The 23,498-nt window shown below is 61.1% G+C and carries 20 protein-coding genes; 8 read left to right on the top strand and 12 right to left on the bottom strand.

Annotated features, from left to right (window positions below):
• Nucleotides 1–177: 177 nt before the first annotated feature.
• Both ACIK7D_RS12155 and rhaI read left to right on the top strand, forming a co-directional pair.
• On the top strand, nt 178–2,274 hold the full coding sequence (locus ACIK7D_RS12155; protein WP_400156414.1) for a bifunctional rhamnulose-1-phosphate aldolase/short-chain dehydrogenase: 2,097 nt from the start codon (nt 178–180) through the stop codon (nt 2,272–2,274).
• A 189-nt stretch (nt 2,275–2,463) separates the two neighbouring features.
• The gene (gene rhaI / locus ACIK7D_RS12160; RefSeq protein WP_400156415.1) at nt 2,464–3,756 is read left to right on the top strand and encodes an L-rhamnose catabolism isomerase; all 1,293 of its coding nucleotides are present in this window, start codon (nt 2,464–2,466) and stop codon (nt 3,754–3,756) included.
• A gap of 154 nt (nt 3,757–3,910) precedes the next feature.
• Here the strand turns inward: rhaI and panB are convergent, their stop codons facing one another.
• The 8 genes from panB to ACIK7D_RS12200 form a co-directional block, all read right to left on the bottom strand.
• Nucleotides 3,911–4,750 carry a 3-methyl-2-oxobutanoate hydroxymethyltransferase gene (gene panB, locus ACIK7D_RS12165; RefSeq protein WP_065657128.1) on the bottom strand — a complete coding sequence of 280 codons (840 nt, stop codon included), beginning with the start codon at nt 4,748–4,750 and terminating at the stop codon, nt 3,911–3,913.
• On the bottom strand, nt 4,747–5,625 hold the full coding sequence (gene panC, locus ACIK7D_RS12170) for a pantoate--beta-alanine ligase (RefSeq protein ID WP_269313406.1): 879 nt from the start codon (nt 5,623–5,625) through the stop codon (nt 4,747–4,749). The genes panB and panC overlap by 4 nt, the downstream gene beginning before the upstream one ends.
• A gap of 150 nt (nt 5,626–5,775) precedes the next feature.
• Complete coding sequence (locus tag ACIK7D_RS12175; RefSeq protein WP_400156416.1) at nt 5,776–6,546, bottom strand: enoyl-CoA hydratase-related protein; 771 nt, start codon at nt 6,544–6,546, stop codon at nt 5,776–5,778.
• Nucleotides 6,536–7,462, bottom strand: coding sequence for a hydroxymethylglutaryl-CoA lyase (locus ACIK7D_RS12180; protein ID WP_400156417.1), 927 nt, complete (start codon nt 7,460–7,462; stop codon nt 6,536–6,538). Before ACIK7D_RS12180 ends, ACIK7D_RS12175 begins: the two co-directional genes overlap by 11 nt.
• 1 nt (nt 7,463) lies before the next feature.
• Nucleotides 7,464–9,455 (bottom strand): acetyl-CoA carboxylase biotin carboxylase subunit, encoded by a 1,992-nt coding sequence (locus ACIK7D_RS12185; RefSeq protein WP_400156418.1) that lies wholly within the window; start codon nt 9,453–9,455, stop codon nt 7,464–7,466.
• A gap of 7 nt (nt 9,456–9,462) precedes the next feature.
• The gene (locus ACIK7D_RS12190) at nt 9,463–11,064 is read right to left on the bottom strand and encodes a carboxyl transferase domain-containing protein (protein WP_400156419.1); all 1,602 of its coding nucleotides are present in this window, start codon (nt 11,062–11,064) and stop codon (nt 9,463–9,465) included.
• Nucleotides 11,065–11,071: 7 nt separating this feature from the next.
• Entirely contained in the window at nt 11,072–12,244 is a 1,173-nt protein-coding gene (locus ACIK7D_RS12195; protein ID WP_400156420.1) for an isovaleryl-CoA dehydrogenase, read from the bottom strand.
• A gap of 75 nt (nt 12,245–12,319) precedes the next feature.
• Nucleotides 12,320–12,793 (bottom strand): Lrp/AsnC family transcriptional regulator, encoded by a 474-nt coding sequence (locus tag ACIK7D_RS12200; RefSeq protein ID WP_003524741.1) that lies wholly within the window; start codon nt 12,791–12,793, stop codon nt 12,320–12,322.
• 183 nt (nt 12,794–12,976) lie between these two features.
• On the opposite strand from ACIK7D_RS12200, the gene ACIK7D_RS12205 reads away from it, so the two are divergent.
• The 6 genes from ACIK7D_RS12205 (at nt 12,977) to gpmI (ending at nt 20,719) form a co-directional block, all read left to right on the top strand.
• Nucleotides 12,977–14,140, top strand: coding sequence for an acetyl-CoA C-acyltransferase (locus ACIK7D_RS12205; RefSeq protein ID WP_400156421.1), 1,164 nt, complete (start codon nt 12,977–12,979; stop codon nt 14,138–14,140).
• Between the two features lie 12 nt (nt 14,141–14,152).
• Nucleotides 14,153–15,280, top strand: a complete 1,128-nt coding sequence (locus ACIK7D_RS12210; RefSeq protein ID WP_400156422.1) for an acyl-CoA dehydrogenase family protein — start codon at nt 14,153–14,155, stop codon at nt 15,278–15,280.
• 44 nt (nt 15,281–15,324) lie between these two features.
• Nucleotides 15,325–16,563 (top strand): 3-methyl-2-oxobutanoate dehydrogenase (2-methylpropanoyl-transferring) subunit alpha, encoded by a 1,239-nt coding sequence (locus tag ACIK7D_RS12215; protein ID WP_400156423.1) that lies wholly within the window; start codon nt 15,325–15,327, stop codon nt 16,561–16,563.
• A 2-nt stretch (nt 16,564–16,565) separates the two neighbouring features.
• The gene (locus ACIK7D_RS12220) at nt 16,566–17,579 is read left to right on the top strand and encodes an alpha-ketoacid dehydrogenase subunit beta (RefSeq protein WP_137453828.1); all 1,014 of its coding nucleotides are present in this window, start codon (nt 16,566–16,568) and stop codon (nt 17,577–17,579) included.
• A gap of 2 nt (nt 17,580–17,581) precedes the next feature.
• Nucleotides 17,582–18,853 (top strand): dihydrolipoamide acetyltransferase family protein, encoded by a 1,272-nt coding sequence (locus ACIK7D_RS12225; RefSeq protein WP_400156424.1) that lies wholly within the window; start codon nt 17,582–17,584, stop codon nt 18,851–18,853.
• 348 nt (nt 18,854–19,201) lie between these two features.
• Nucleotides 19,202–20,719, top strand: a complete 1,518-nt coding sequence (gpmI, locus tag ACIK7D_RS12230; protein WP_400156425.1) for a 2,3-bisphosphoglycerate-independent phosphoglycerate mutase — start codon at nt 19,202–19,204, stop codon at nt 20,717–20,719.
• A gap of 74 nt (nt 20,720–20,793) precedes the next feature.
• On the opposite strand, the gene ACIK7D_RS12235 is transcribed toward gpmI, so the two are convergent.
• From ACIK7D_RS12235 to blh, 4 genes are read right to left on the bottom strand one after another with little or no spacing between them, the layout of a single operon-like run.
• Nucleotides 20,794–21,231: a YeeE/YedE family protein gene (locus ACIK7D_RS12235; protein ID WP_127755693.1), complete on the bottom strand. Its 438-nt coding sequence runs from the start codon at nt 21,229–21,231 to the stop codon at nt 20,794–20,796.
• Nucleotides 21,228–21,635 (bottom strand): YeeE/YedE family protein, encoded by a 408-nt coding sequence (locus tag ACIK7D_RS12240; protein WP_400156426.1) that lies wholly within the window; start codon nt 21,633–21,635, stop codon nt 21,228–21,230. Before ACIK7D_RS12240 ends, ACIK7D_RS12235 begins: the two co-directional genes overlap by 4 nt.
• Nucleotides 21,632–21,985: a sulfite-sensing transcriptional repressor BigR gene (bigR, locus tag ACIK7D_RS12245; RefSeq protein ID WP_174023075.1), complete on the bottom strand. Its 354-nt coding sequence runs from the start codon at nt 21,983–21,985 to the stop codon at nt 21,632–21,634. Before bigR ends, ACIK7D_RS12240 begins: the two co-directional genes overlap by 4 nt.
• A complete protein-coding gene (blh, locus tag ACIK7D_RS12250) occupies nt 21,979–23,274 on the bottom strand; it encodes a bifunctional sulfur transferase/dioxygenase Blh (RefSeq protein WP_400156427.1) in 1,296 nt (431 codons plus the stop codon). The genes bigR and blh overlap by 7 nt, the downstream gene beginning before the upstream one ends.
• Nucleotides 23,275–23,498 lie beyond the last annotated feature (224 nt).

Below are 23,498 nucleotides of genomic sequence, written 5' to 3' on the forward strand. Positions count from 1 at the left end.
TCGCAATCTCTTTACGTTGTCAATCAAGAACGATCAAATTAATCAATATCGCGCTGCAACATGAAAATTTATGATCGTTTTTGATTGACATTGTGCTTTTGGATGCGCGATACCTGCCATTAAAGGAGGCGGGCCGATATCGGCTCCGCGAATGCAGACAGATATTGGGAGGAAGACATGACGGGAACATCCCGCCTTCTCGAAAGCCGTTGGGACGACGCTTACGCCAGGACGCTCGATGAGCCCGGCAAGCTGCTTTATCGCTCCAATCTGCTGGGTGCGGACAAGCGCATCACCAATTACGGCGGCGGCAACACCTCTGCAAAGGTGTTGGAAACCGATCCGCTGACGGGCGAGAAGGTCCGCGTCATGTGGGTCAAAGGCTCCGGTGGTGATGTCGGCACCATCAAGCTCGATGGTTTTGCGACGCTTTATCTCGATAAGCTGGAAGCGCTGAAGGGCATTTATAAGGGTGTTACAGACGAGGACCGCATGGTCGGTTTCCTGCCGCATTGCACCTTCAACCTCAACCCGCGCGCGGCTTCCATCGATACGCCGCTGCACGGTTTCGTGCCTTATGATCATGTCGATCACATGCATCCGGATGCGATTATTGCGATTGCCGCCTCCAAAAACTCGAAAGAACTCACGCAGCAGATCTTCGGCGATGACATCGGCTGGCTGCCCTGGCGTCGTCCCGGTTTTCAGCTCGGTCTCGATCTCGAAGCTTTCGTCAAGGCAAATCCTAAGGCCAAGGGCGTCGTGCTGGAAAGTCACGGCCTGTTCACCTGGGATAATGACGCCAAGGCGTGTTACGAGCTGACGCTCGCTATTATCAACAAGGCCATCGAATGGTTTGCGGCCAAGACCGAAGGCAAGACGATTTTCGGCGGCGCGGTGGCGAAGAGCCTGCCCCTTGCCGAACGCCGCGCCATCGCCGCCCGGTTGATGCCGGAAATCCGTGGCCGCATCGGCCGTGAGGAACGCAAGCTCGGCCATTTCGACGATCAGGACGCGGTTCTCGAATTCGTCAACTCGAAAGACCTGAAGCCGCTTGGGAACCTCGGCACATCCTGCCCGGATCACTTCCTGCGCACGAAAATCCGCCCGCTCATCCTCGATCTCGATACGGCGAATCCGGATGTGGACGCGCTGACGGCGGGTCTCGACAAGGCGCTTGAAGCTTACCGCGCCGATTATACCCGCTACTACGAAGCCTGCCGCCACGACAATTCGCCGAAGATGCGCGATCCGAACCCGGTGATTTTCCTGATCCCCGGCGTTGGCATGTTGTCCTTCGCCAAGGACAAGGCGACGGCGCGCATTGCCGGCGAATTTTACGTCAACGCCATCAACGTCATGCGTGGTGCTTCCACCGTGTCCGAATATCAGGGTCTTCCCGAACAGGAGGCCTTCGATATCGAATATTGGCTGCTGGAAGAGGCAAAGCTTCAGCGGATGCCGAAGCCGAAGAGCCTTGCCGGCCGCGTGGCATTTGTCACCGGCGGTGCTGGCGGTATCGGCCGGGCAACGGCGGAAAGGCTGGCGGGCGAGGGCGCCTGCGTTGTGCTGGCCGATATCGACGAGGCGGCGCTGGAGGCTGCCAAGGGCGATCTCGTCAAGCGTTACAGCGCTGACGCGGTGCGCAGCGTGAAGCTGGATGTGACGAAAGAGGATGCCGTCATTTCAGCATTCGCGGAAGCGAGCGTGGAATTCGGCGGCGTGGATATTCTCGTTTCCAATGCCGGTATCGCTTCTTCCGCGCCGGTGGAAGATACGACGCTTGCCATGTGGAACAAGAATATCGACATTCTCGCCACCGGCTATTTCCTCGTTTCGCGGGAAGCGTTCCGGCTGCTGCGGCGTCAGAATCTTGGCGGCAATGTGGTGTTCGTTGCATCCAAAAATGGCCTAGCTTCCTCGCCCAATGCGTCCGCCTATTGCACGGCGAAAGCTGCGGAAATTCATCTCGCCCGTTGCCTTGCGCTTGAAGGGGCGGAAGCGGGTATCCGCGTCAACACCGTCAATCCCGATGCCGTGCTGCGCGGTTCGAAAATCTGGAACGGCGAGTGGCGCGAGCAGCGTGCCGCTTCATCCAAAATCGAGGTGACCGATCTGGAGGAGCACTACCGCAAGCGCTCGATGTTAAAGTTGAACGTCTTCCCGGAAGATATCGCCGAGGCGATTTACTTCCTGGCCTCCGACGCTTCCGCCAAGTCCACCGGCAACATCATCAATGTTGATGCCGGCAATGCGCAGAGTTTCACGCGATAAGGCGTTTGGCCCGTTCTTATTTCCGTCATTCCGGCCTTGAGCCGGAATCCAGCCAGCCCAAGTCCTTGGGCTGAAGGAACTTATCCCGCCGCGCAGACGCGCGTCGACTGGATACCGGCTCAAGGCCGGTATGACGGAGATGAGGTCGATAAGCTAAGCATGCACTGGACCGATTCCCGGGAGGAAAAGATGACCGAGACGAAAATCGCCGCCGATGTGATCGCGGCTGAAAACGAAAAGCGCGCCGGCGCACAGAAAGACGACTATCAGGCGCTGGGCAACCAGCTTGCGCGCCGTAACATCGATATCGATGCCGTTACGGCCAAAGTGGCAGAGTTTTTCGTCGCCGTGCCGTCCTGGGGCGTCGGCACTGGTGGAACCCGTTTTGCCCGCTTTCCGGGCACAGGGGAGCCGCGCGGCATTTTCGACAAGCTGGATGATTGCGCCGTCATCAACCAGCTGACGCGCGCTACACCAAACGTCTCCCTGCATATTCCGTGGGACAAGGAAGACCCGAAGCGGCTGAAGGCCCATGCCGATGCGCTGGGTCTCGGCTTCGACGCCATGAACTCCAACACGTTTTCGGATGCGCCCGGTCAGAGCCATTCCTACAAATACGGCTCCCTCAGCCACACCGATGCCGCCACGCGCCGTCAGGCCGTCGAGCACAACATCGAATGTATCGAGATCGGCAATGCCATCGGCTCAAAAGCGCTGACGGTGTGGGTGGGCGACGGCTCGAACTTCCCCGGCCAGAGCAGTTTCACCAGAAGTTTCGAGCGCTATCTTGCCGGCATGGCCGATATCTACAAGGCGCTGCCGGATGACTGGCGCATTTTCTCCGAACACAAGATGTACGAGCCGGCCTTCTATTCCACCGTCGTGCAGGACTGGGGTACCAATTACCTCATCGCCAATACGCTCGGCGAAAAGGCCTTCTGCCTCGTCGACCTCGGCCACCATGCGCCGAACACCAATATCGAAATGATCGTCGCCCGGCTCATCCAGTTCGGCAAGCTCGGCGGTTTCCACTTCAACGACAGCAAATATGGCGATGACGATCTGGATGCCGGTTCAATAGAACCTTATCGCCTGTTCCTCGTCTTCAACGAGCTGGTGGATGCGGAATATCGCGGCGTGAAGGGTTTCCATCCCGCCCATATGATCGACCAGTCGCACAATGTGACGGATCCGATAGAAAGCCTGATCTCCAGCGCCAATGAAATCCGCCGCGCCTATGCGCAGGCATTGCTGGTGGATCGCGCGGCTCTCGACGGTTACCAGCAGGACAATGATGCGCTGATGGCTTCCGATATGCTGAAGCGGGCCTATCGCACCGATGTCGAACCGATTCTTGCGCAGGCCCGGCAATTGGCGGGCGGCGCTATCGATCCGGTGGCGACTTATCGTGCGAGCGGCTATCGCAAGCAGGTGGCGGCGAAGCGCCCGGCTTCGGTTGGCGGCAGCGGCGGCATTGTATAGGGGCGTTGTTTTTGGGGGGACGTCCCCCACACCCGTCACCCCGGACTTGATCCGGGGTCCAGTGCGATCAAGTCATTGATCGCGCAAGAGTCTTTCACGGCGCAGACGCGCCGTGGCTGGATGCCGGATCGAGTCCGGCATGACGGAAATAGTGTCACTTCCCCGAAGGCGATTGCCGGCGCACTTGAAATGTATGTTCCGGCCCGGGAAACGCCCCCGAGCGAACTTCATCGGCATAGGCTGCCGCTGCTTCGGAGACCGTTGGGCCAAGATCGGCGAACCGCTTGACGAATTTTGGTTTGAAATCGGTGAAGAGGCCGAGCATGTCGTCGGAAACGAGCACCTGCCCGTCGCAGGCCGGCGATGCGCCGATGCCAACCGTGGGCGCGGCGAGTTTTTCGGTCAGTTCGCGGGCGAGCGGCTCGACGGTGCCTTCCACGACAATGGCGAAGGCGCCGGCCTGATCCACCGCAATCGCGTCGCGCCAGATTTTTTGCGTTTCCGCATCCGAATGTCCAAGCGAGCGGAAGCCGCCGGCGGTGTGAACCAGCTGCGGCATGAGCCCGACATGGCCGAACACCGGAATGCCGCGCGCCACCAGAAAAGCGATAGTCTCCGCCATTTCCTCGCCGCCTTCCAGCTTCACGCCGTCACAGCCGGTTTCCTGCATCAGCCGCACGGCATTGCGGAACGCCTGTTCCTTGGATTCCTGATAGGTTCCGAAGGGAAGATCGACGATGACGCAGGCATGTTCCACGCCGCGCATCACGGCGCGGCCATGGGCGATCATCATATCCAGCGTGACGCCGACCGTGGTATCCATGCCGTAAAGCACCATGCCGAGGGAATCGCCGACCAGGAGCAGATCGCAATGCGGATCGAGCAGGCGGGCAATCGGCGTGGTATAGGCGGTCAGGCAGACGATGCGCGCCTCGCCTTTCATCTGCCGGATGGAGGCCGTCGTCAGCCGCTTGTGTTTTCCATGGGCGCTCATTCGGCCGCCTCCCGTTGATTGATCCTGTCGCGCCCGATGACGCGGTTGTCGAGGAGCCGCGTGCTGCCGAGCCTGACGAACAGCGCCACCAGCACCGGTCCCGCCTGCAATGAAGCAACGGGGGCGAGCGTATCTGGATCGCGCACCGCAACGACTTCCGGTGAGGCCAGCGGCTCGGCGGCGATGAATTTTTCTATCGCGGCTTCGAATGCGGCGGGGTCGTCGAAGCCCTCGCCATAAAGCCGTTCTGCCTCATCAAGTGCCTGCGGCACGATCACGGCGGCGGCACGTTCCGCCTGGCTCAAATAAACGTTACGCGAGGAACAGGCGAGCCCATCCGCCTCACGCACCGTGGCGACGGGAACGACCCTGACCGGCTGGGCGAGGTCCTCGACCATGCGGCGTATCAGCGTTACCTGCTGATAATCCTTCTCTCCGAAATAGGCGGCATCCGGCTGGACGAGATTAAAAAGCTTGGTCACGACGGTCGCAACACCGGCGAAATGCCCCGGCCGCACCGCGCCTTCCAGCTGGCTTCCCAGTTCGGGCACATCCACCACGGTCTGCATCGGGCGCGGATACATCTCGGAGACTTCTGGTGCGAAAAGAATGTCGATGCCCGCCTCTTCCAGCAATGCGCTGTCGCGGGCGAGATCGCGGGGGTAACGGGCCAGATCCTCATTCGCACCGAATTGCAGCGGGTTGACGAAGATCGAAACCACCGTCACGTCGTTTTCCGCCTTGGATTGGGCAACAAGCGTCAGATGGCCGATATGGAGAAAGCCCATGGTCGGCACGAAGCCGATGGTTTTGCCCGCACGGCGAAAGGCGGCGGTGGCATCCCGCAATTCGGCGACGGTTTTTACAAGCTGCATGGGTCTCCTCCGGCTTCCCCAATCGCTGCCCGGCGAAAGGTGCTGGATAGAACTCGATTTGCCGAACGGGGTCAACGGACGCATCGGGATTATATCGATTAACCCTATGACGACTTTCGAGAAAACCGGTGCTCGGACAGATGGCGGCGATCACCCCACCCAGAGCGGTTTTCTTTTTTCGGCAAAGGCCAATCGCCCCTCCCGCGCCTCGTTGCTGCCGCTGATCGTGGCGATGACGCTTTCGGCAAAGGCGAGCCGGTCGCCTGCGGGCATATCGCGCATCTTCAGCAACGCCGCTTTTCCGGCCGCGATGGCGCCCGGCGCATTCTGCCGCAACCGGGCGAGAACATCCTCCACCATGACATCGAGTTCGTCCGACGGGACAGCCCGGTTGACGAGGCCAAGGCGCTCCGCATCAGCGGCGTTTATCGCCGCGCCGAGATAGGCCATTTCCTGAAGCTGGCTCATTGGTATCTTCGCCATAAGCTTTGCCGCCACCATGGCCGGGAAAAGCCCGACACGGACTTCCGGCAGGCCGAATTCGGCATGGTCGGCGGCATAGGCGAGATCGCAGGCGGCGATGAGGCCAAGCCCGCCGGCCAGAACCCGGCCGTTGATGCGGGCGATGACGGGCCTGTCGCAGCCCTCGATGGCACGCATCACATCTGCAATAGGGTTGGTTCCATCCCGCGAGAGGAACATGCCGCCGGCGCTTTCTTTCAGATCGGCCCCGGAGCAGAAGCTGCGGTCTCCCGCGGCCGTTATCACCACGGCGCGCAGGCCGCCATCACCGGATGCCGTGCGGATGGCCGTCGTCAGCGCGTCCGTCATCGCGGCATTCAGGGCATTGTGTACTTCCGGCCGGTTGAGCGTCAGCCAGAGAACGTCCTTGCGCCTTTCGCTCAGCAGTTCATCCGCCATGCGCGTCACCCTCCTGTCTTGCCGCAAGCAGCGCCTTGCCGGCGCGGGCCGCATTCGGTCTGCCGAGATGCCGGCTGATCCAGTCTCCGGTTCTCGCCACCGCCATCAGGTCGACATCGGTTTTAATGCCAAGCCCCTGCAGCAGATAAACGACATCTTCAGTGGCGACGTTGCCGCTGGCGCCCGGCGCAAAGGGGCAGCCGCCCAGCCCGGCCACCGAACTGTCGAAGACAGAGATACCTTCATCCAGCGAGGCCAGAACATTGGCGACGCCCTGCCCATAGGTATCGTGGAAATGCATGGCGAGTTTTTCACGCGGGATGCGGGCAGACACTCGCTTGATGAGATTGCGAATCTGGTCCGCCGTGCCGACGCCGATCGTATCGCCGAGCGAAATTTCGTAACAGCCGAGTGCGATGAGCGCTTCGGCCATCGCCGCCAGCTCATCGGGCGCAACCGCGCCGTCATAGGGGCAGCCGGCTATGCAGGAGACATAACCGCGCACAAGGATGTTCCGGCCAGCCGCCGCTGATGCGACATCGCGCAGGCGCTCGAGGCTTTCGGCGCGCGAGCAGCCGATATTGTGCTGGCTGAAACCTTCGGATGCGGAGACGAAAACGGCGATTTCCGTCACGCCGGCTTCAAGGGCGGCCTCGAAACCTTTCATATTGGGGACGAGCGCCGGATAGGCGGTGCCGGGTCGCCTCTCGAGGCCCTGGAACACCTCTTTCGAACCCGCCATTTGCGGCACTTTTTTGGGTGAGACGAAAGCGCCCGCTTCCACCGCCGCCAATCCGGCTGCGGTCAGCCGTTCGATCAGCTCGATCTTGATGGCGGCTGGAACCTCGGCGCTTTCGTTCTGCAAGCCATCACGCGCGCCCACTTCGACAATTTTGACGGTTCGGGGCCAACTCATATCAGCCGTCCTCCGGCTCGAAATCCACCAGCACCGCACCGGCCACGACCATATCGCCCTCAATGCAATTGATGGCCGTGACGGTGCCTTTCGCGGGCGCACGGATCGTGTGCTCCATTTTCATCGCCTCCATCACCACAAGCGCCTCGCCGGCTTCAACCGCGGCACCGTTGCTGCTCAGCAAGGCGCGGATGACGCCGGGCATGGGTGCTTCCAGACCGCCGGTATGGGTAGCGGAATCCGCGATATCGACGGGATCCGGCTGGCTGACGCGATAATGCTCGCCATCCAGAAAAAGCGCGTAATGGCCATCCTCTGCAAAGAAATGGCCCTGCCTTTTCCTGCCTGCTGCGGTCGCTCGGAATTTGCCATCGTCCGAGAGGCCGCCATGGGCGCTGATCGCGCGTCCGTCGATCTCCAGCGAAAAACTATCCGCCTCATGCGTGACGCCGACGCCAAGCGGCTGGTTGTCAAACACGAAATAAAGCGTTTCCCGCGCCGGCGCGTTGAGGCGGAAGGCGGCCGTCGTGTTCCACGGGCTATGGGGATCGGCCTGTGAACCCGGCTTTCCGTTTTTTTGCCGCGCAAGCAGCAGGCCAAGCGCGGCCATGGCTACCTCGTTCCTGTCCGTTGCTGCCGGGGCAAACAGCGCCGCCTCGTTACGGGCGATGAAGCCGGTATCGAGATCGGCGTTCGCGAAGGCCGCCAGTCCCGCAAGCCGCGTCAGAAAGGCGGCATTGCTGGTGACGCCGCAGATCGCCAGATTTTCGAGCGCCAACCGCAGACGTCGCACCGCCGATGGGCGATCCCGGTCCCAGACGATCAGCTTGGCGATCATCGGATCGTAATGCACGGTGATGGCGTCGCCGGCGCGTATGCCGCTGTCGATCCTGACGTGAAGGCCCTGATCGGGAAAAACCAGATGGCTGATGGTGCCGATCGACGGCAGGAAATCATGCGCCGGGTCTTCGGCATAAATCCGCGCCTCGATGGCGTGGCCGTTTATGCTGAGACCGGTCCAGTCTTCCGGCAGGGGCTCTCCGTTGGCGACGCGGATCTGCCATTCGACCAGGTCGAGACCGGTAATATATTCCGTCACCGGATGTTCGACCTGAAGCCTCGTATTCATTTCCATGAAATAGAAGTCGCCGGAAGGGTCGAGCAGAAACTCCACGGTTCCCGCGCCGCGATAATCTATGGCGCGGGCGGCGGCGACCGCCGCTTCATACATGCGCTGGCGAAGCGCATCGGGCAGACCGGGGGCAGGGGCTTCCTCTATGACCTTCTGGTGCCGGCGCTGGATCGAGCAGTCGCGCTCGAAAAGCGAAACACACTTGCCGTGGCCATCGGCAAAGACCTGCACTTCCACATGGCGCGGCCGTTCAAGGTATTTTTCGATCAGCATGCGGTCATTGCCGAAGGCGGCTAGCGCTTCGCGTTTTGCACCCGCAAGCTCCGCTGCGAAGTCGCGCTTTTGCCGGACGATACGCATGCCCTTGCCGCCGCCGCCGGCTGAGGCCTTGAGCAGCACCGGATAACCGATCGTGTCCGCCTCGCTTGCCAGTCGTTTCTCCGATTGTTCGTCACCGTGATAACCGGGAACAACCGGAACACCGGCCTCTGCCATCAGCGCCTTCGCCTCGCTTTTCCCACCCATGGCGCGGATTGCCGCTGCCGATGGGCCAATAAAAACGAGATCGGCGGCGGCGCAGGCTTCGGCGAAACCGGCATTTTCTGAGAGAAAACCGTAACCCGGATGAATGGCTTGCGCGCCGCAGGCTTTTGCGGCGGCGATGATTTTTTCGCCGTCGAGATAGGAGGCTCGCGCGGGTGCTGCGCCGATGGTTATGGCCTCGTCGGCCAGCGCCACATGCATGGCGTCACGGTCTGCATCCGAATACACGGCAACGGTGCGGATACCCATCTTGGCGGCGGTGCGAATGATGCGGCAGGCGATTTCGCCCCTGTTGGCGATCAGTATTTTCGAGAACATGGTCGCCTCACATCCTGAATATGCCGAAACGGGTGGGTTCAATCGGTGCGTTAAGCGCGGCCGACAGTCCGAGGCCAAGTACGAGGCGGGTATCCTTCGGATCGATGATGCCGTCGTCCCACAGCCTTGCACTGGCATAATAGGGATGGCCTTCCCGTTCGTATTTTTCCCGGATTGGCTGCTTGAACGCCTCTTCGCCTTCCTTCGACCAGTGGCGGCCATCGGCCTCGATGCCGTCGCGGCGGATTTGCGCCAGAACGGACGCCGCCTGTTCGCCACCCATCACCGAAATGCGGGCATTCGGCCACATCCACAGGAAGCGTGGCGAATAGGCCCGGCCGCACATGCCATAATTGCCGGCCCCGAAGGAGCCGCCGATGATGACGGTGAATTTCGGCACTTTGGCTGAAGCGACCGCAGTCACGAGCTTCGCGCCATCCTTGGCGATGCCCCCCGCCTCATAGGCCTTGCCGACCATGAAGCCGGTGATGTTCTGGAGAAAGACCAGCGGAATGCCGCGCTGGCAGCAGAGTTCGATGAAATGCGCGCCCTTCAGCGCCGATTCCGAAAAAAGGATACCGTTATTGGCGATGATGCCAACGGGATAGCCATGGATATGGGCGAAACCGCAGACCAGCGTCGTGCCATAAAGCGCCTTGAACTCGTCGAATTCCGAACCATCCACCAGTCGGGCAATGATCTCGCGCACCTCGAAGGGTTTTCGCGTGTCGGCAGGAACGATGCCGTAAAGCTCTTCAGCCGGATAAAGTGGCTCTGCGGGTTCGCGGATATCCAGCTCCACCTGTTTGCGGCGGTTGAGGGTGGAGACGATCCGCCGGGTCAGCGCCAGCGCATGGCGGTCGTCATGGGCATAATGATCGGTGACGCCGGATTGGCGGGAATGCACATCCGCGCCGCCGAGGTCCTCCGCACTTACCACCTCGCCGGTCGCCGCTTTCACCAGCGGCGGGCCGCCGAGAAAGATCGTGCCCTGATTTTTGACGATGACGGACTGGTCGCTCATGGCAGGCACATAGGCCCCGCCCGCCGTGCAACTGCCCATCACCACGGCGATCTGAGCGATGCCCTGCGCCGACATATTGGCCTGATTGTAGAAGATGCGGCCGAAATGATCGCGGTCGGGAAACACCTCGTCCTGATTGGGCAGGTTCGCGCCGCCGGAATCCACGAGGTAAATGCAGGGCAGGCGGTTCTCAGTGGCGATTTCCTGCGCGCGCAGATGTTTCTTCACTGTCAGCGGATAATAGGTGCCGCCTTTTACCGTCGCGTCATTGGCAACGATCACACATTCGCGGCCCGAGACCCGGCCGATGCCGGTGACGATGCCAGCGGCGGGAACCGGTTCTTCATAGACCTCGTAAGCTGCGAATTGCGACAATTCCAGAAACGGGCTGCCGGGATCGAGAAGGGCTTCGATGCGATCGCGCGCCAGCAATTTGCCGCGGGAAAGATGCCGTTCGCGGGCCTTTTCGCCGCCGCCTCTGGAGATTTTTTCGACGTGTCGGCGCAGGTCATCGACCAGGCCCGACATGAAATCGACGTTGGCAGCGAAGGTGGGGTCGCGGCTTAGACTGGATGCAAGCTTCATCGCGTTCTCACCCGTTACCCTTGACCAGTTCGCGGCCGATTAGCATCCGGCGAATTTCGCTGGTGCCCGCGCCGATCTCGTAAAGCTTGGCATCTCGCAGCAGCCGTCCGGCCGGGCTTTCATTGACATAGCCGGAACCGCCGAGAAGCTGGATCGCATCCAGCGCCACCTGTGTCGCCCGCTCGGCGGCGAAAAGGATCGCGCCGGCCGCGTCCTGCCTTGTGATGCGGCCATTGTCGCAGGCCCGCGCCACGGCATAGACATAGGCACGGGATGCGTTCATGGATGAATAGATATCGGCGAGCTTGCCCTGCACCAGCTGGAATTCGCCGATGGGTTTGCCGAATTGTTTGCGCTCGCGAGCATAGGGCAGTACCAGATCGATGGCTGCCTGCATGATACCGACGGGGCCGGCGGCCAGCACGGCGCGCTCGTAATCCAGCCCGCTCATCAGCACCGTCACGCCGTCATTGAGGCGGCCGAGAATGTTCTCTTCCGGCACCTCGCAATCCTCGAACACCAGTTCTGATGTGGGTGAGCCGCGCATGCCGAGCTTGTCGAGTTTCTGGGCCGGGCGAAACCCCTTGAAGCCCTTTTCGATCAGGAAGGCGGTGATGCCGCGCGGGCCGGCGGACATATCCGTCTTGGCGTAGACCACCAGCGTATCGGCCTCGTGGCCATTGGTGATCCACATTTTTGCGCCGTTCAGCACATAGCGATCACCCCTGCGTTCCGCCTTCAGCCGCATGGACACGACATCCGATCCGGCCTCCGTCTCGCTCATGGCGAGCGAACCGACGTGCTCGCCCGAGACCAGCTTCGGCAGATATCTTCGCTTCTGCTCATCGGTTCCCCAGCGGTGGATCTGGTTGATGCAGAGGTTGGAATGAGCGCCATAGGACAGGCCGATGGAAGCCGAAGCCCGGCTTATTTCCTCCATCGCCACGCAATGGGCGAGATAGCCCATGTCGGCACCGCCGAACTCTTCCGAAACGGTGATGCCGTGCAGGCCGAGCTCACCCATCTCCGGCCAGAGCTTGCGCGGAAAACGGTCGTCCCTGTCGATCTCGGCCGCCAGCGGAGCGATTTTATCATCTGCGAATGCGCTTGCGCTGTCGCGCAATGCTGCGATTTCCGTGCCGAGATCGGCATCGAAAATGGCGGCGAGGTTCAAACTCATCGCGTCTCCTCCTCCGGACGGCAGGCCGTCCCTCTTTTCAGCAGCCGGCACCTCCTCCGCGCCGGCAGCCCTTATTTACGGCGTGTCACCCCCGGTGAAGGCGGCGGAACGGCGCACGAATGTTTTGATGGCGAAATTGGACTGGATGCGCGACACACCGGGAACCGTGGTCAGGAAATCCAGTAGCTCCTGATAATGCGGCAAATCCCGCACCATGGCGTGGATCAGATAGTCCGAACTGCCACTGGTCTGGTAACCGCCCACCACTTCCGGAATGGAAGCGACATGGTGTTCGAAGGTCGTCAGCGCTTCCTTGATCTGCCGCTCCAGCGTGACGGAGATGAAAACGCCCATATTGCCGAGCAGCCGGTTCTCATCGAACACGGCGGTATAGCCACGAATGATGCCTTCCTCTTCCAGCTTGCGCACGCGGCGCAGCGTCGGCGTGAAGGAAAGACCGATTCGCGCCGCCAGATCGCGCCAGCTCACCCGCCCGTCATCGCCGAGCACATGCAGAATCTTGCGGTCGAAACTGTCGAGCTCAATCATGGATCATTTGCTCTATGATATGACTAATTGTTGGATCAAAGATATCGTCAATCAAAAAACTGTCAATCAAAATAGCTTTGAAATGAATTCGAGTTGGTGATAGCGTTCATGTCAGTCGAGGTCTGGAGGAGATCGCGATGATGGCCGTTTTCTCAAGCGAGGAAATGGCCAAGGGAGGTGAATTTGGCTGTGTATGACCCTGTCGTGATCGTCGGGGCCGCCCGTACTGCTATGGGTGGGTTCCAGGGCGAATTCAAATCGGTGGCTGCGCCCGATCTTGGGGCGGCGGCGATCCGTGCGGCCGTCGAACGGGCCGCTGTTCCGGTTTCTGATATTAACGATGTGCTGATGGGCTGTGTGCTTACGGCCGGGCAGGGGCAGGCGCCCGCCAGACAGGCGGCCATCGCCGCCGGCATTCCCAATTCGATTGGCGCAACGACCATCAACAAGATGTGCGGCTCGGGCATGAAGGCGATCATGCTGGGGCATGACCAGATTGCGGCGGGAAGCTCTTCCATCGTGCTGGCGGGCGGCATGGAAAGCATGAGCAATGCGCCCTACCTGCTGGATCGCGCCCGAAATGGCTATCGTCTCGGCCACGGCAAGGTCATCGATCATATGTTTCTCGACGGTCTCGAGGATGCTTATGACAAGGGCCGGCTGATGGGCACTTTCGCGGAAGATTGCGCTGAAACCTATCAATTTACCCGCGCCATGCAGGATGACTATGCGCTTGCCTCGCTGGAGCGGGCGCGTCGCGCCATAGCGGAGGGAGCTTTTGAAGCGGAAATCACGCCTGTCGGCGATGTTACCGTGGACGAGCAGCCGGGCAAGGCAAGGCCGGAGAAAATCCCGCAGCTGAAGCCCGCCTTTCGCGATGGCGGAACGGTGACGGCGGCCAATTCCAGTTCTATCTCCGATGGTGCGGCCGCTCTCGTTCTCATGCGTCGCTCCGAAGCGGAAAGGCGGGGTCTTTCACCACTGGCGACCATCATCGGTCAGGCCTCCCATGCGGATGCCCCTGCCGGATATCCAACGGCTCCCATCGGCGCGATGAAAAAACTGTTCGATAAAACCGGCTGGACGGCGAGGGATGTCAATCTCTTCGAAATCAACGAGGCCTTTGCCGTGGTGGCGATGGCGGCAATGCGCGATCTCGATCTGCCGCATGAGAAGGTGAATGTGCATGGCGGGGCGTGCGCGCTCGGCCATCCGATCGGCGCTTCCGGCGCGAGGATTGTTGTCACCCTGCTGGCCGCCCTGCAGCGTCACGGGCTGAAGCGCGGCGTGGCCGCAGTCTGCATTGGCGGCGGTGAAGCAACCGCGCTCGGCATTGAGCGGCATTAAGGGGAGGCGGCGATGATCCTGAACGAAGCCCAGCAGCAGATCAGGGACATGGCCCGCGATTTCGCCCGCGAGCGGCTGGCCCCAGGGGCTGCTTCGCGTGATCGGGAAAGCCGGTTCCCGAAAGACGAACTGAAGGAAATGGGAGACCTCGGTTTCCTCGGCATGCTGGTTTCGGAGGATTATGGCGGGTCGGAAACCGGTGCCGTCGCTTATGCTTTGGCGCTGGAGGAAATTGCTGCCGGTGACGGGGCCTGTTCCACCATCATGAGCGTGCATAATTCGGTCGGCTGCGTGCCGATCCTGAAATTCGGCACGGAAGAACAGAAACAGCGTTTCCTGCCGAAACTCGCTTCAGGCGAATGGATCGGCGGTTTTGCGCTGACCGAACCGCAGGCCGGTTCAGATGCTTCCAACCTGAAGACCCGCGCCCGGCGTGATGGCGACCGCTATATTCTTGATGGTGCAAAACAGTTCATAACGTCAGGCAAGAATGGTGATGTCGTCATCGTCTTTGCCGTCACCGATGCGGCGGCGGGCAAGAAGGGCATCACCGCCTTCATCGTGCCGACGGCCACGCCGGGTTACGAGGTCATAAGGGTCGAGGAAAAGCTCGGCCTGCATTCGTCCGATACCTGCCAGATCGCCTTCACCGAGATGGCGGTCCCGGCCGAATTGCGGCTGGGCGAAGAGGGGCAGGGTTATCGCATCGCGCTTTCCAATCTGGAGGGTGGCCGCATCGGCATCGCTGCACAGGCGGTCGGCATGGCGCAGGCGGCCTTCGAGGCGGCACGGGATTATGCCCGCGAGCGCAAGGCCTTCGGGCAGGCAATCGTGGAGCATCAGGCGGTGGCGTTTCGCCTCGCGGATATGGCGACGCGGATTACGGCGGCGCGGCAGCTAGTGCTGCATGCGGCGGCGCTGAAGGAGGCGGGAGAGCCCTGTCTTTCGGAGGCCTCGATGGCCAAGCTCTTCGCCTCCGAAATGGCCGAACGCGTCTGCTCGGACGCCATCCAGATTCACGGCGGTTACGGCTACATGGCGGATTATCCGGTGGAGCGGATCTATCGCGATGTGCGCATTTGCCAGATTTACGAGGGGACCAGCGATGTCCAGCGCATGGTGATCGCAAGAAACCTTTGAGGATTGTTTCGCGGTCTGGAGGAGACCGTGACGGGAGGAGTAGAATGGATATAACCGAAACGCCACATCTCAGCCTGCATGTTCCAGAGCCTGCGGTGCGGCCCGGCGGGGAGCCGGATTTCTCCAATGTGAAGATACCGAAGGCCGGTTCCGTGCCGCGCCCGGAGGTTGACGCCGCGCCGGAAAGCATGCGCGATCTCGCTTATTCGATCATCCGCGTCCTCAATCATCAGGGCGAGGCCGTCGGACCCTGGGCCGGGCTGCTTTCGGATGAGGAATTGCTGGTGGGCCTCAAAAACATGATGCGGCTTCGGGCTTTCGATGCGCGTATGCTTATGGCGCAGCGGCAGGGCAAGACCTCTTTTTATATGCAGCATCTGGGCGAAGAGGCGGTGAGCTGCGCTTTCCGCAAGGCGCTTTCCAAAGGCGACATGAATTTTCCGACCTATCGGCAGGCGGGTCTGCTGATCGCTGACGATTATCCGCTCGTCACCATGATGAACCAGATCTATTCCAACGAGCTGGATCCGCTGCACGGGCGGCAATTGCCGGTGCTCTATTCCTCGAAGGAGCATGGTTTCTTCACCGTCTCCGGCAATCTCGCCACGCAATATGTGCAGGCGGTCGGCTGGGCGATGGCCTCGGCCATCAAGGGCGATACGAAGATCGCTGCAGCATGGATCGGCGACGGCTCGACGGCGGAGTCCGATTTTCACTCGGCGATGGTCTTTGCCTCCACCTACAAGGCTCCGGTCGTTCTCAACATCGTCAATAACCAATGGGCCATTTCCACCTTTCAGGGCATCGCGCGCGGCGGCTCCGGCACCTTTGCGGCACGCGGCCTGGGCTTCGGCATTCCCGCACTCCGGGTCGACGGCAACGATTATCTCGCCGTTTATGCCGTGGCGCGCTGGGCGGTGGAACGGGCGCGCCGCAATCTCGGCCCGACGCTGATCGAATATGTGACCTATCGTGTCGGCGCCCATTCCACGTCGGACGATCCGAGCGCTTACCGCCCCAAGACGGAGTCCGAGGCATGGCCGCTGGGCGATCCGGTTCTGAGGCTCAAGAAACATCTCATCCTGCGTGGCGTCTGGTCGGAGGAAAGGCACCGGCAGACGGAGGCGGAAATTGCCGATGAGGTGCTTGAGGCGCAGCGCGAGGCGGAAAGCCACGGCACGCTGCATGAGGGCGGCAAACCGCCGAAAAAGGATATTTTCGAAGGCGTCTACGCCGAGATGCCGCCGCATCTCGCCCGCCAGCGCCAGAAGGCAGGGTGGTAACCATGGCAAGAATGACGATGATCGAAGCCGTCCGCAGCGCCATGGATGTGTCCATGGAACGCAGCGACGACGTGGTGGTGTTCGGCGAGGATGTGGGCTATTTCGGCGGCGTCTTCCGCGCCACGCAGGGCTTGCAGGGAAAATACGGCAAGACCCGCTGTTTCGATGCGCCGATCAGCGAATCCGGCATTGTCGGCACGGCCATCGGCATGGCCGCTTACGGCCTGCGCCCCTGTGTCGAAATTCAGTTCGCCGATTACATGTATCCCGCCTATGACCAGATCACCCAGGAGGCGGCGCGTATCCGCTATCGCTCCAATGGCGATTTCACCTGCCCCATCGTGCTCAGAATGCCGACAGGCGGGGGCATTTTTGGCGGGCAGACGCATAGCCAGAGCCCGGAAGCGCTTTTCACCCATGTCTGCGGGTTGAAGGTGGTGGTTCCTTCCAATCCCTATGATGCCAAGGGGCTGCTGATCGCATCCATCGAAGACCCCGACCCCGTGATGTTCCTGGAGCCGAAGCGGCTTTATAACGGCCCCTTCGACGGGCATCACGACCGGCCGGTAACGCCCTGGTCCAAGCACGAGATGGGGGAAGTGCCGGAAGGGCACTACACCATTCCCATCGGCAAGGCGGAGATACGCCGGCCCGGAAACGCTGTCACCGTCATCGCTTATGGCACCATGGTGCATGTGGCGCTGGCGGCGGCGGAAGAGACGGGCGTGGATGCCGAGATCATCGATCTGCGCAGCCTGCTGCCGCTCGATCTCGATACGATCGTGAAGTCCGTCTCCAAGACCGGCCGCTGCGTCATGGTGCATGAGGCGACGTTGACCTCCGGCTTCGGGGCTGAAGTCGTGTCGCTGGTGCAGGAACATTGTTTTTATCACCTTGAGGCCCCCGTCGTCCGCGTCGCGGGCTGGGATACGCCTTATCCCCATGCGCAGGAGTGGGACTATTTTCCGGGACCTGCCCGTGTCGGGCGCGCGCTTATCGAAGTCATGGAGGCCTGATTATGGCGGAATTTGTTCTCACGATGCCCGATGTCGGTGAAGGTGTGGCGGAGGCCGAACTGGTGGAATGGAACGTCAAACCGGGCGATCTCGTCCATGAGGACATGGTGCTGGCCGCGGTGATGACCGACAAGGCGACGGTGGAAATCCCATCCCCGGTGACGGGCGTCGTCACCTGGCTCGCCGTGACGGTCGGAAATACCGTGCCGGTGAAGGCGCCGCTCCTGCGCATCGAAACCGATGTCGCGGCCGCTGCTCCCAATGGCAGCGTGCCGGAAGCGGAAGCACCGACCCAGATGACGGAAGCGCCTGCCGACATGACGGACACGCCGCCACCTGTTGAAACCCAGCCTGCGGCGCAAGAGGCCGAGGAGGCGCCGCCGGCGCCCGCCGCCGAACCGCATCATAAACCGTTGGCGTCTCCCGCCGTTCGCCAGCGCGCCGACGATCTCGATATCGATCTCACCAAGGTCAAGGGAACGGGGCCGGACGGGCATATCACCCATGCCGATCTCGACGGGTTTTTAACCGTGCGGGGACGGCCGGAACGCCCCGAGCCGATAGCGCCCCACGATAGCGCTGTCGAGGAGGTGAAGGTGACCGGGCTCAGGCGCAAGATTGCCGAGAAGATGGTGCTTTCCGCCTCCCTCATTCCGCATATCACCTATGTCGAGGAAGTCGACGTGACCGATCTGGAGGATTTGCGCGCGACCATGAACGGCAATCGCCGTTCCGGGCAACCGAAGCTGACGATCCTGCCGTTCCTGATGCGCGCGCTGGTGAAAGCCGTTGCCGATCATCCCGGCATGAATGCCACCTTCGACGACGACAAAGGAGTCGTCAGCCACTATGAAGCGGTTCATATCGGCATCGCCACGCAGACGCCGTCGGGCCTCACCGTTCCGGTCGTGCGCCACACGGAAACGCTCGGTCTTTGGGAATGCGCGGACGAAGTCGCGCGCGTCGCGGAAGCCGCCCGCACCGGCACGGCGCATCGGGAAGAGTTGATGGGCTCCACCATCACTATCAGTTCGCTGGGAGCCTTGGGCGGTGTGGTCTCGACGCCCATCATCAATCACCCCGAAGTGGCGATCATCGGCGTCAACAAGATCATGACGCGTCCGGTCTGGGATGGGACGCGGTTTGTGCCGCGCAAGATGATGAATCTTTCCTCCAGCTTCGATCATCGTGTTGTCGATGGCTGGGATGCGGCGGTCTTCATCCAGGCCGTCAAGGCATTGCTGGAGAAGCCCGCGCTTATTTTCATCGAGTGAAGGCGATCCGTGCTCCCTCATCCCTGTGCTCGTCAGAGGGATCCAGCCAGCCCAAGTCTTTGGGCTGAAAGGACTCTCTCCACCGCGCAGACGCGCGGCGGCTGGATTCCCGTGACGAAGCACAGGAGTGAGGGCGCATGCGTGTCATGACCGCATTTCTTAGCCCGCGTTTTCAACCTTCACGGAACTGTTTCGCTGTCGGTATAGGCTTGCGTTCGTGATCTTCGGGTATAGAAGAGAAGAACGAGAAGCATGTTTTCTCATCATGATCATAGTGGCGGAAGAGGGCGCTCCGGTGCCCGGCGGTCCGCCCTCCGCCGGCAACCGAATGAAGAAGAAGGTCCTCCCATGCGCACTCCCAAACCCGTTGTCCTGACTATTCTCGATGGCTGGGGGCTGAACGAGGACACATCCAGCAATGCGCCGGTGCTGGCGAATACGCCCACCATGGACCGGCTTTTCGCCACCTGCCCGAATGCGAGGCTCACCACCTTCGGCCCGAATGTCGGCCTGCCCACCGGGCAGATGGGCAATTCGGAAGTGGGCCACACCAATATCGGCGCCGGCCGCATCGTCGCCATGGATCTCGGCCAGATCGATCTGGCCATCGAGGACGGCAGCTTTTTCCGCAATGCGGCGATGCTTGATTTCGCCACCACGGTGAAGGCCGCGGGCGGTGTGGCGCATCTGATGTGCGTCGTTTCCGATGGCGGCGTCCATGGCCATATCCTCCACGGCCAGGCGGCGGTGAGGCTGATGATCAGCCACGGCCTGAAGGTCGTGGTACACGCCATCACCGACGGCCGCGATGTCGCGCCGCAATCGGCTGAAGATTTTGTTGCGGCGCTGGTGGCAAGCCTGCCGCAGGGGGCAAGCATCGGCACGGTGATCGGCCGCTATTATGCGATGGATCGCGACAATCGCTGGGAGCGCGTCGAGAAAGCCTATGACGCCATGGTTCTGGCGAAAGGCGAACACGCGCGCGATGCGGTGAGCGCCGTTGCCCAGAGCTACAAAAACAACGTCACCGACGAATTCATCCTGCCGACGGTGATCGACGGTTATGAGGGCTTCAAGGCCGGCGACGGCCTGTTCTGCCTGAATTTCCGCGCCGACCGTGCCCGTGAAATCCTGCTCGCCATAGGGGCGGACGATTTCGACGGTTTTTCGCGCGAAAAGCCAGTCCTTTCAGCGCTGCTCGGCATGGTGGAATATTCCACACGGCACAATGATTTCATGACCACGGCCTATCCCAAGCGCGATATCGTCAATACGCTGGGCGCATGGGTGGCGAAGCAGGGGCTCACGCAGTTCCGCCTTGCCGAAACGGAAAAATATCCGCATGTCACCTTCTTCCTGAACGGCGGCAAGGAAGAGCCGGAAGTCGGCGAAGACCGCTTCATGCCGAAATCGCCGAAGGTTGCGACCTACGATCTGCAGCCGGAGATGAGCGCGCCGGAAGTGACGGAAAAATTCGTCGAGGCGATCGGCAAGGGTTACGATCTGATCGTCACCAACTATGCCAACCCCGATATGGTCGGCCATACCGGCGATCTGCAGGCAGCAATCAAGGCCTGTGAAGCGGTGGATCGTGGGCTTGGTGCGGTCGTTGCCGCCCTCGAAAAAGTGGGTGGCGCGATGCTTGTCATTGCCGACCACGGCAATTGCGAAACCATGGTCGACCCGGTGACCGGTGGCCCGCATACGGCGCACACCACCAATCCGGTGCCGGTGATCCTTTTCGGCGGTCCGGAAGGTGCGAAGCTGCATGACGGCATTCTTGCCGATGTCGCGCCCACCCTGCTGCAACTGATGAATGTGCCGCTGCCGCCGGAAATGACGGGCAAAAGCCTGATCGACCTCTAATCACACGCCGTCGCGCGGGAGCGTTCCAGCCCCGCGCGACTGCCCGTTCCCCGCGCGCCGAACGAGCGTTTGCGTTATGGCTGCTTTGAATAGAGGCGGTCGTGGACCAGCATGCCGGCAATCATGGCGCCGACGAAAAGAACGACCGGCATCAGCCCGAGGGCGAGGGCCGATAGTGCCGGGCCGGGGCAGAAACCGGCAAGCCCCCAACCGACGCCGAAAATGGCCGAGCCTGTTATGAGCGGCCGGTCGATGCGGGTTTTTGCGGGAAGGCTGAAACCCTCTGCGAGGACCGGTTTGGCGAGACGTCGGCTGAGCAGCACACCCGGCACGGCGACCATCACCGCGCCGCCGAGAACGAACATAAGGCTCGGGTCCCAATGGCCGCCCGCCACGTCGAGAAAACCGGAAACACGAGCCGGATCGACCATGCCGGAGAGCGAGAGGCCGAAGCCGAACAGCGCTCCCGCGGCCAATGCCAGGACAACACGCGCCACGGCTGGATTTTTCATGACAGGGCTCCGGTTACCGTCGCGGCGCAAATGCCGGTGATCAGGAGGGTGGCAGTCGCGGCGATGGAGCGCCGGGAAAATCGCGCCAGCCCCATGATCCCATGGCCGGATGTGCAGCCGGAGCCCATGCGCGTACCGAAACCCACCAGCAGGCCTGCCACGAGGATGAGCGGCCATGGTGAAACTATGGTGACGGCAGGCAAGCGGCCGAATGCGGCGGCATGGATATAAGGCCCGGCGAGCAAGCCGGCGACGAAGGCGAGATCGGCAAGACGCCGCTCCCTGCCGAGCATTTTTCCCATGATCCCGCTGATGCCGGCAATGCGGCCGTTGAAAACAAACAGCAGAATGCTGGCAAGACCGAGCAGCATGCCACCGAAAAGAGAGGGCCAATAGGGGCTCACGGGGTCTCCTCCGGCGCGCAGAATATGGTGTAAAGGGCCTCGATCAGTTGCGCCGCTTTCGCTTCACTCAGTTGGTAGAAGATTTGCTTGGCATCGCGCCGGGTTTCGACCACACCGGCTTCCCGCAGGACGCCCAGCTGCTGGGAAAGCGTCGGCTGGCGAATATCCAGCTTGACCTCCAGCTCGCCGACGGAAAATTCGCCCTGCGCCAGCGTGCAGGCGAGCATCAGCCGCGCGGGATGGGCAAGCGTTTTCAGAAGCAGCGCGACCTCGACAGCCCGCTCTTCCATGGCGGGGAGAGGGATTTCTGCAATATGCGGGGGCTTTTCCAGCGCGTTTTCCTTTACCATATGCTGCCCTCCAGCACGTCGAGCGGGAATTTCAGGTAACGCTTGCCATTCGCTTCCGGCTCCGGCAGGCGGCCTCCGCGAATATTGACCTGCAGGGCGTGGAGAATGAGTTTCGGCATCGGCAATGTGCGATCCCGCGCTTCCCTGAGGCGGATGAAGCCCTCCTCCGTCATGCCGGCAAGATGCGGATTGCTGCGTTTCTGTTCGCCGACCGTGCTTTCCCATTTAGGCGCGCGGCCGCCTGGCTGATAATCGTGGCCGGTGAAAAGCCGTGTTTCGTCGGGAAGGGAGAGAATGTCCTGGATTGACGCCCAGAGTTCCCTGGCGCTGCCGCCGGGGAAATCGGCGCGCGCGGTGCCTGAATCGGGCATGAAAAGCGTATCGTGCACAAAGGCGGCATTACCGACCACATAGGTCACGGAGGCGAGCGTGTGCCCGGGCGAAAACAGCACGCGCGCTTCAAGGGAGCCGATATTGAACCGGTCGCCCGCCTCGAACAGCCGGTCCCATTGCGAGCCGTCGGTTTCGAGATCCGGCCAGTTATATTTCTCCTGCCAGAGCTTTTGTACGCCGGTGACTTTCGCGCCGATCGCCGTCTGCGCGCCGGTCTTCTGCTTCAAGTAATGGGCGGCGGAAAAATGGTCGGCATGCGGATGGGTATCGAGAATCCATTCCACCGACAGGCCTTGGCTCTCCACATAATCCAGAATGGCATCGGCATTCATCGTTCCGGTTGCGCCGGATTTCTCATCGAAATCATAGACCGGGTCGATAATGGCGCAACGCTTGGTCGAGGGATCGGACACGACATATTGCACGCTCCATGTGCGCGGATCGAAGAATGCCTTGACGTGTGGAACCGCCGCTGCGCGCCGTTCCAGCCAGCGGGTGGCGCCGGAAAGGTCAAAGCCATGCGCCTTGCCGAAAGCCTCGATATCGTCCCTTTCGATGCGCCCATCCAGTGCTTCCCCGAGAACATGAAGGGTGAGCGCGCGGGTGCCGCCTTTGCAATGGGCAAAAACAGGGCCTTCCGCTTCCGCCATTTTCTGCTGGAAGGCGCGGATATCGGCTTCGGTAATGGTAGGGCCGCTGACCGGGATGAAACCATAATCCATGCCCGCCGCGCTGGCGGCGCTTTTTTCCTGCGCATTGCCCGGCTGGCCGGGCTCTTCACCATCAGGCCGGGCGTTGATGATGCTTTTATAACCCTGGGCGGAGAGCGATGGGAAATCGGCGATCATCGGCTGGCCCGCAACTGTCAGACGCTCGTTGATCTTCACGGCATTCATCGGCATCTCCTGTTGTAATAATTTAATATATATTATTATATAATGTATATTGTGTGTTTGCAAGGGCGCGAACCGCCCTCGTTTCCGAATGTCTCCTGCCGTATTTTCAGGAAAGGTTCGGAAGGAAATCCTAGAGACGGGATTTCTTCGTTTTGTGACGGGTGGGTGGAGATTGCCTGTATTTGACATGCAAAAACATGCCTTGCGCCCGAAATATTGGGGCA

It is taken from the genome of Agrobacterium sp. P15N1-A, assembly GCF_044626815.1.
Taxonomy (GTDB): domain Bacteria; phylum Pseudomonadota; class Alphaproteobacteria; order Rhizobiales; family Rhizobiaceae; genus Agrobacterium; species Agrobacterium leguminum.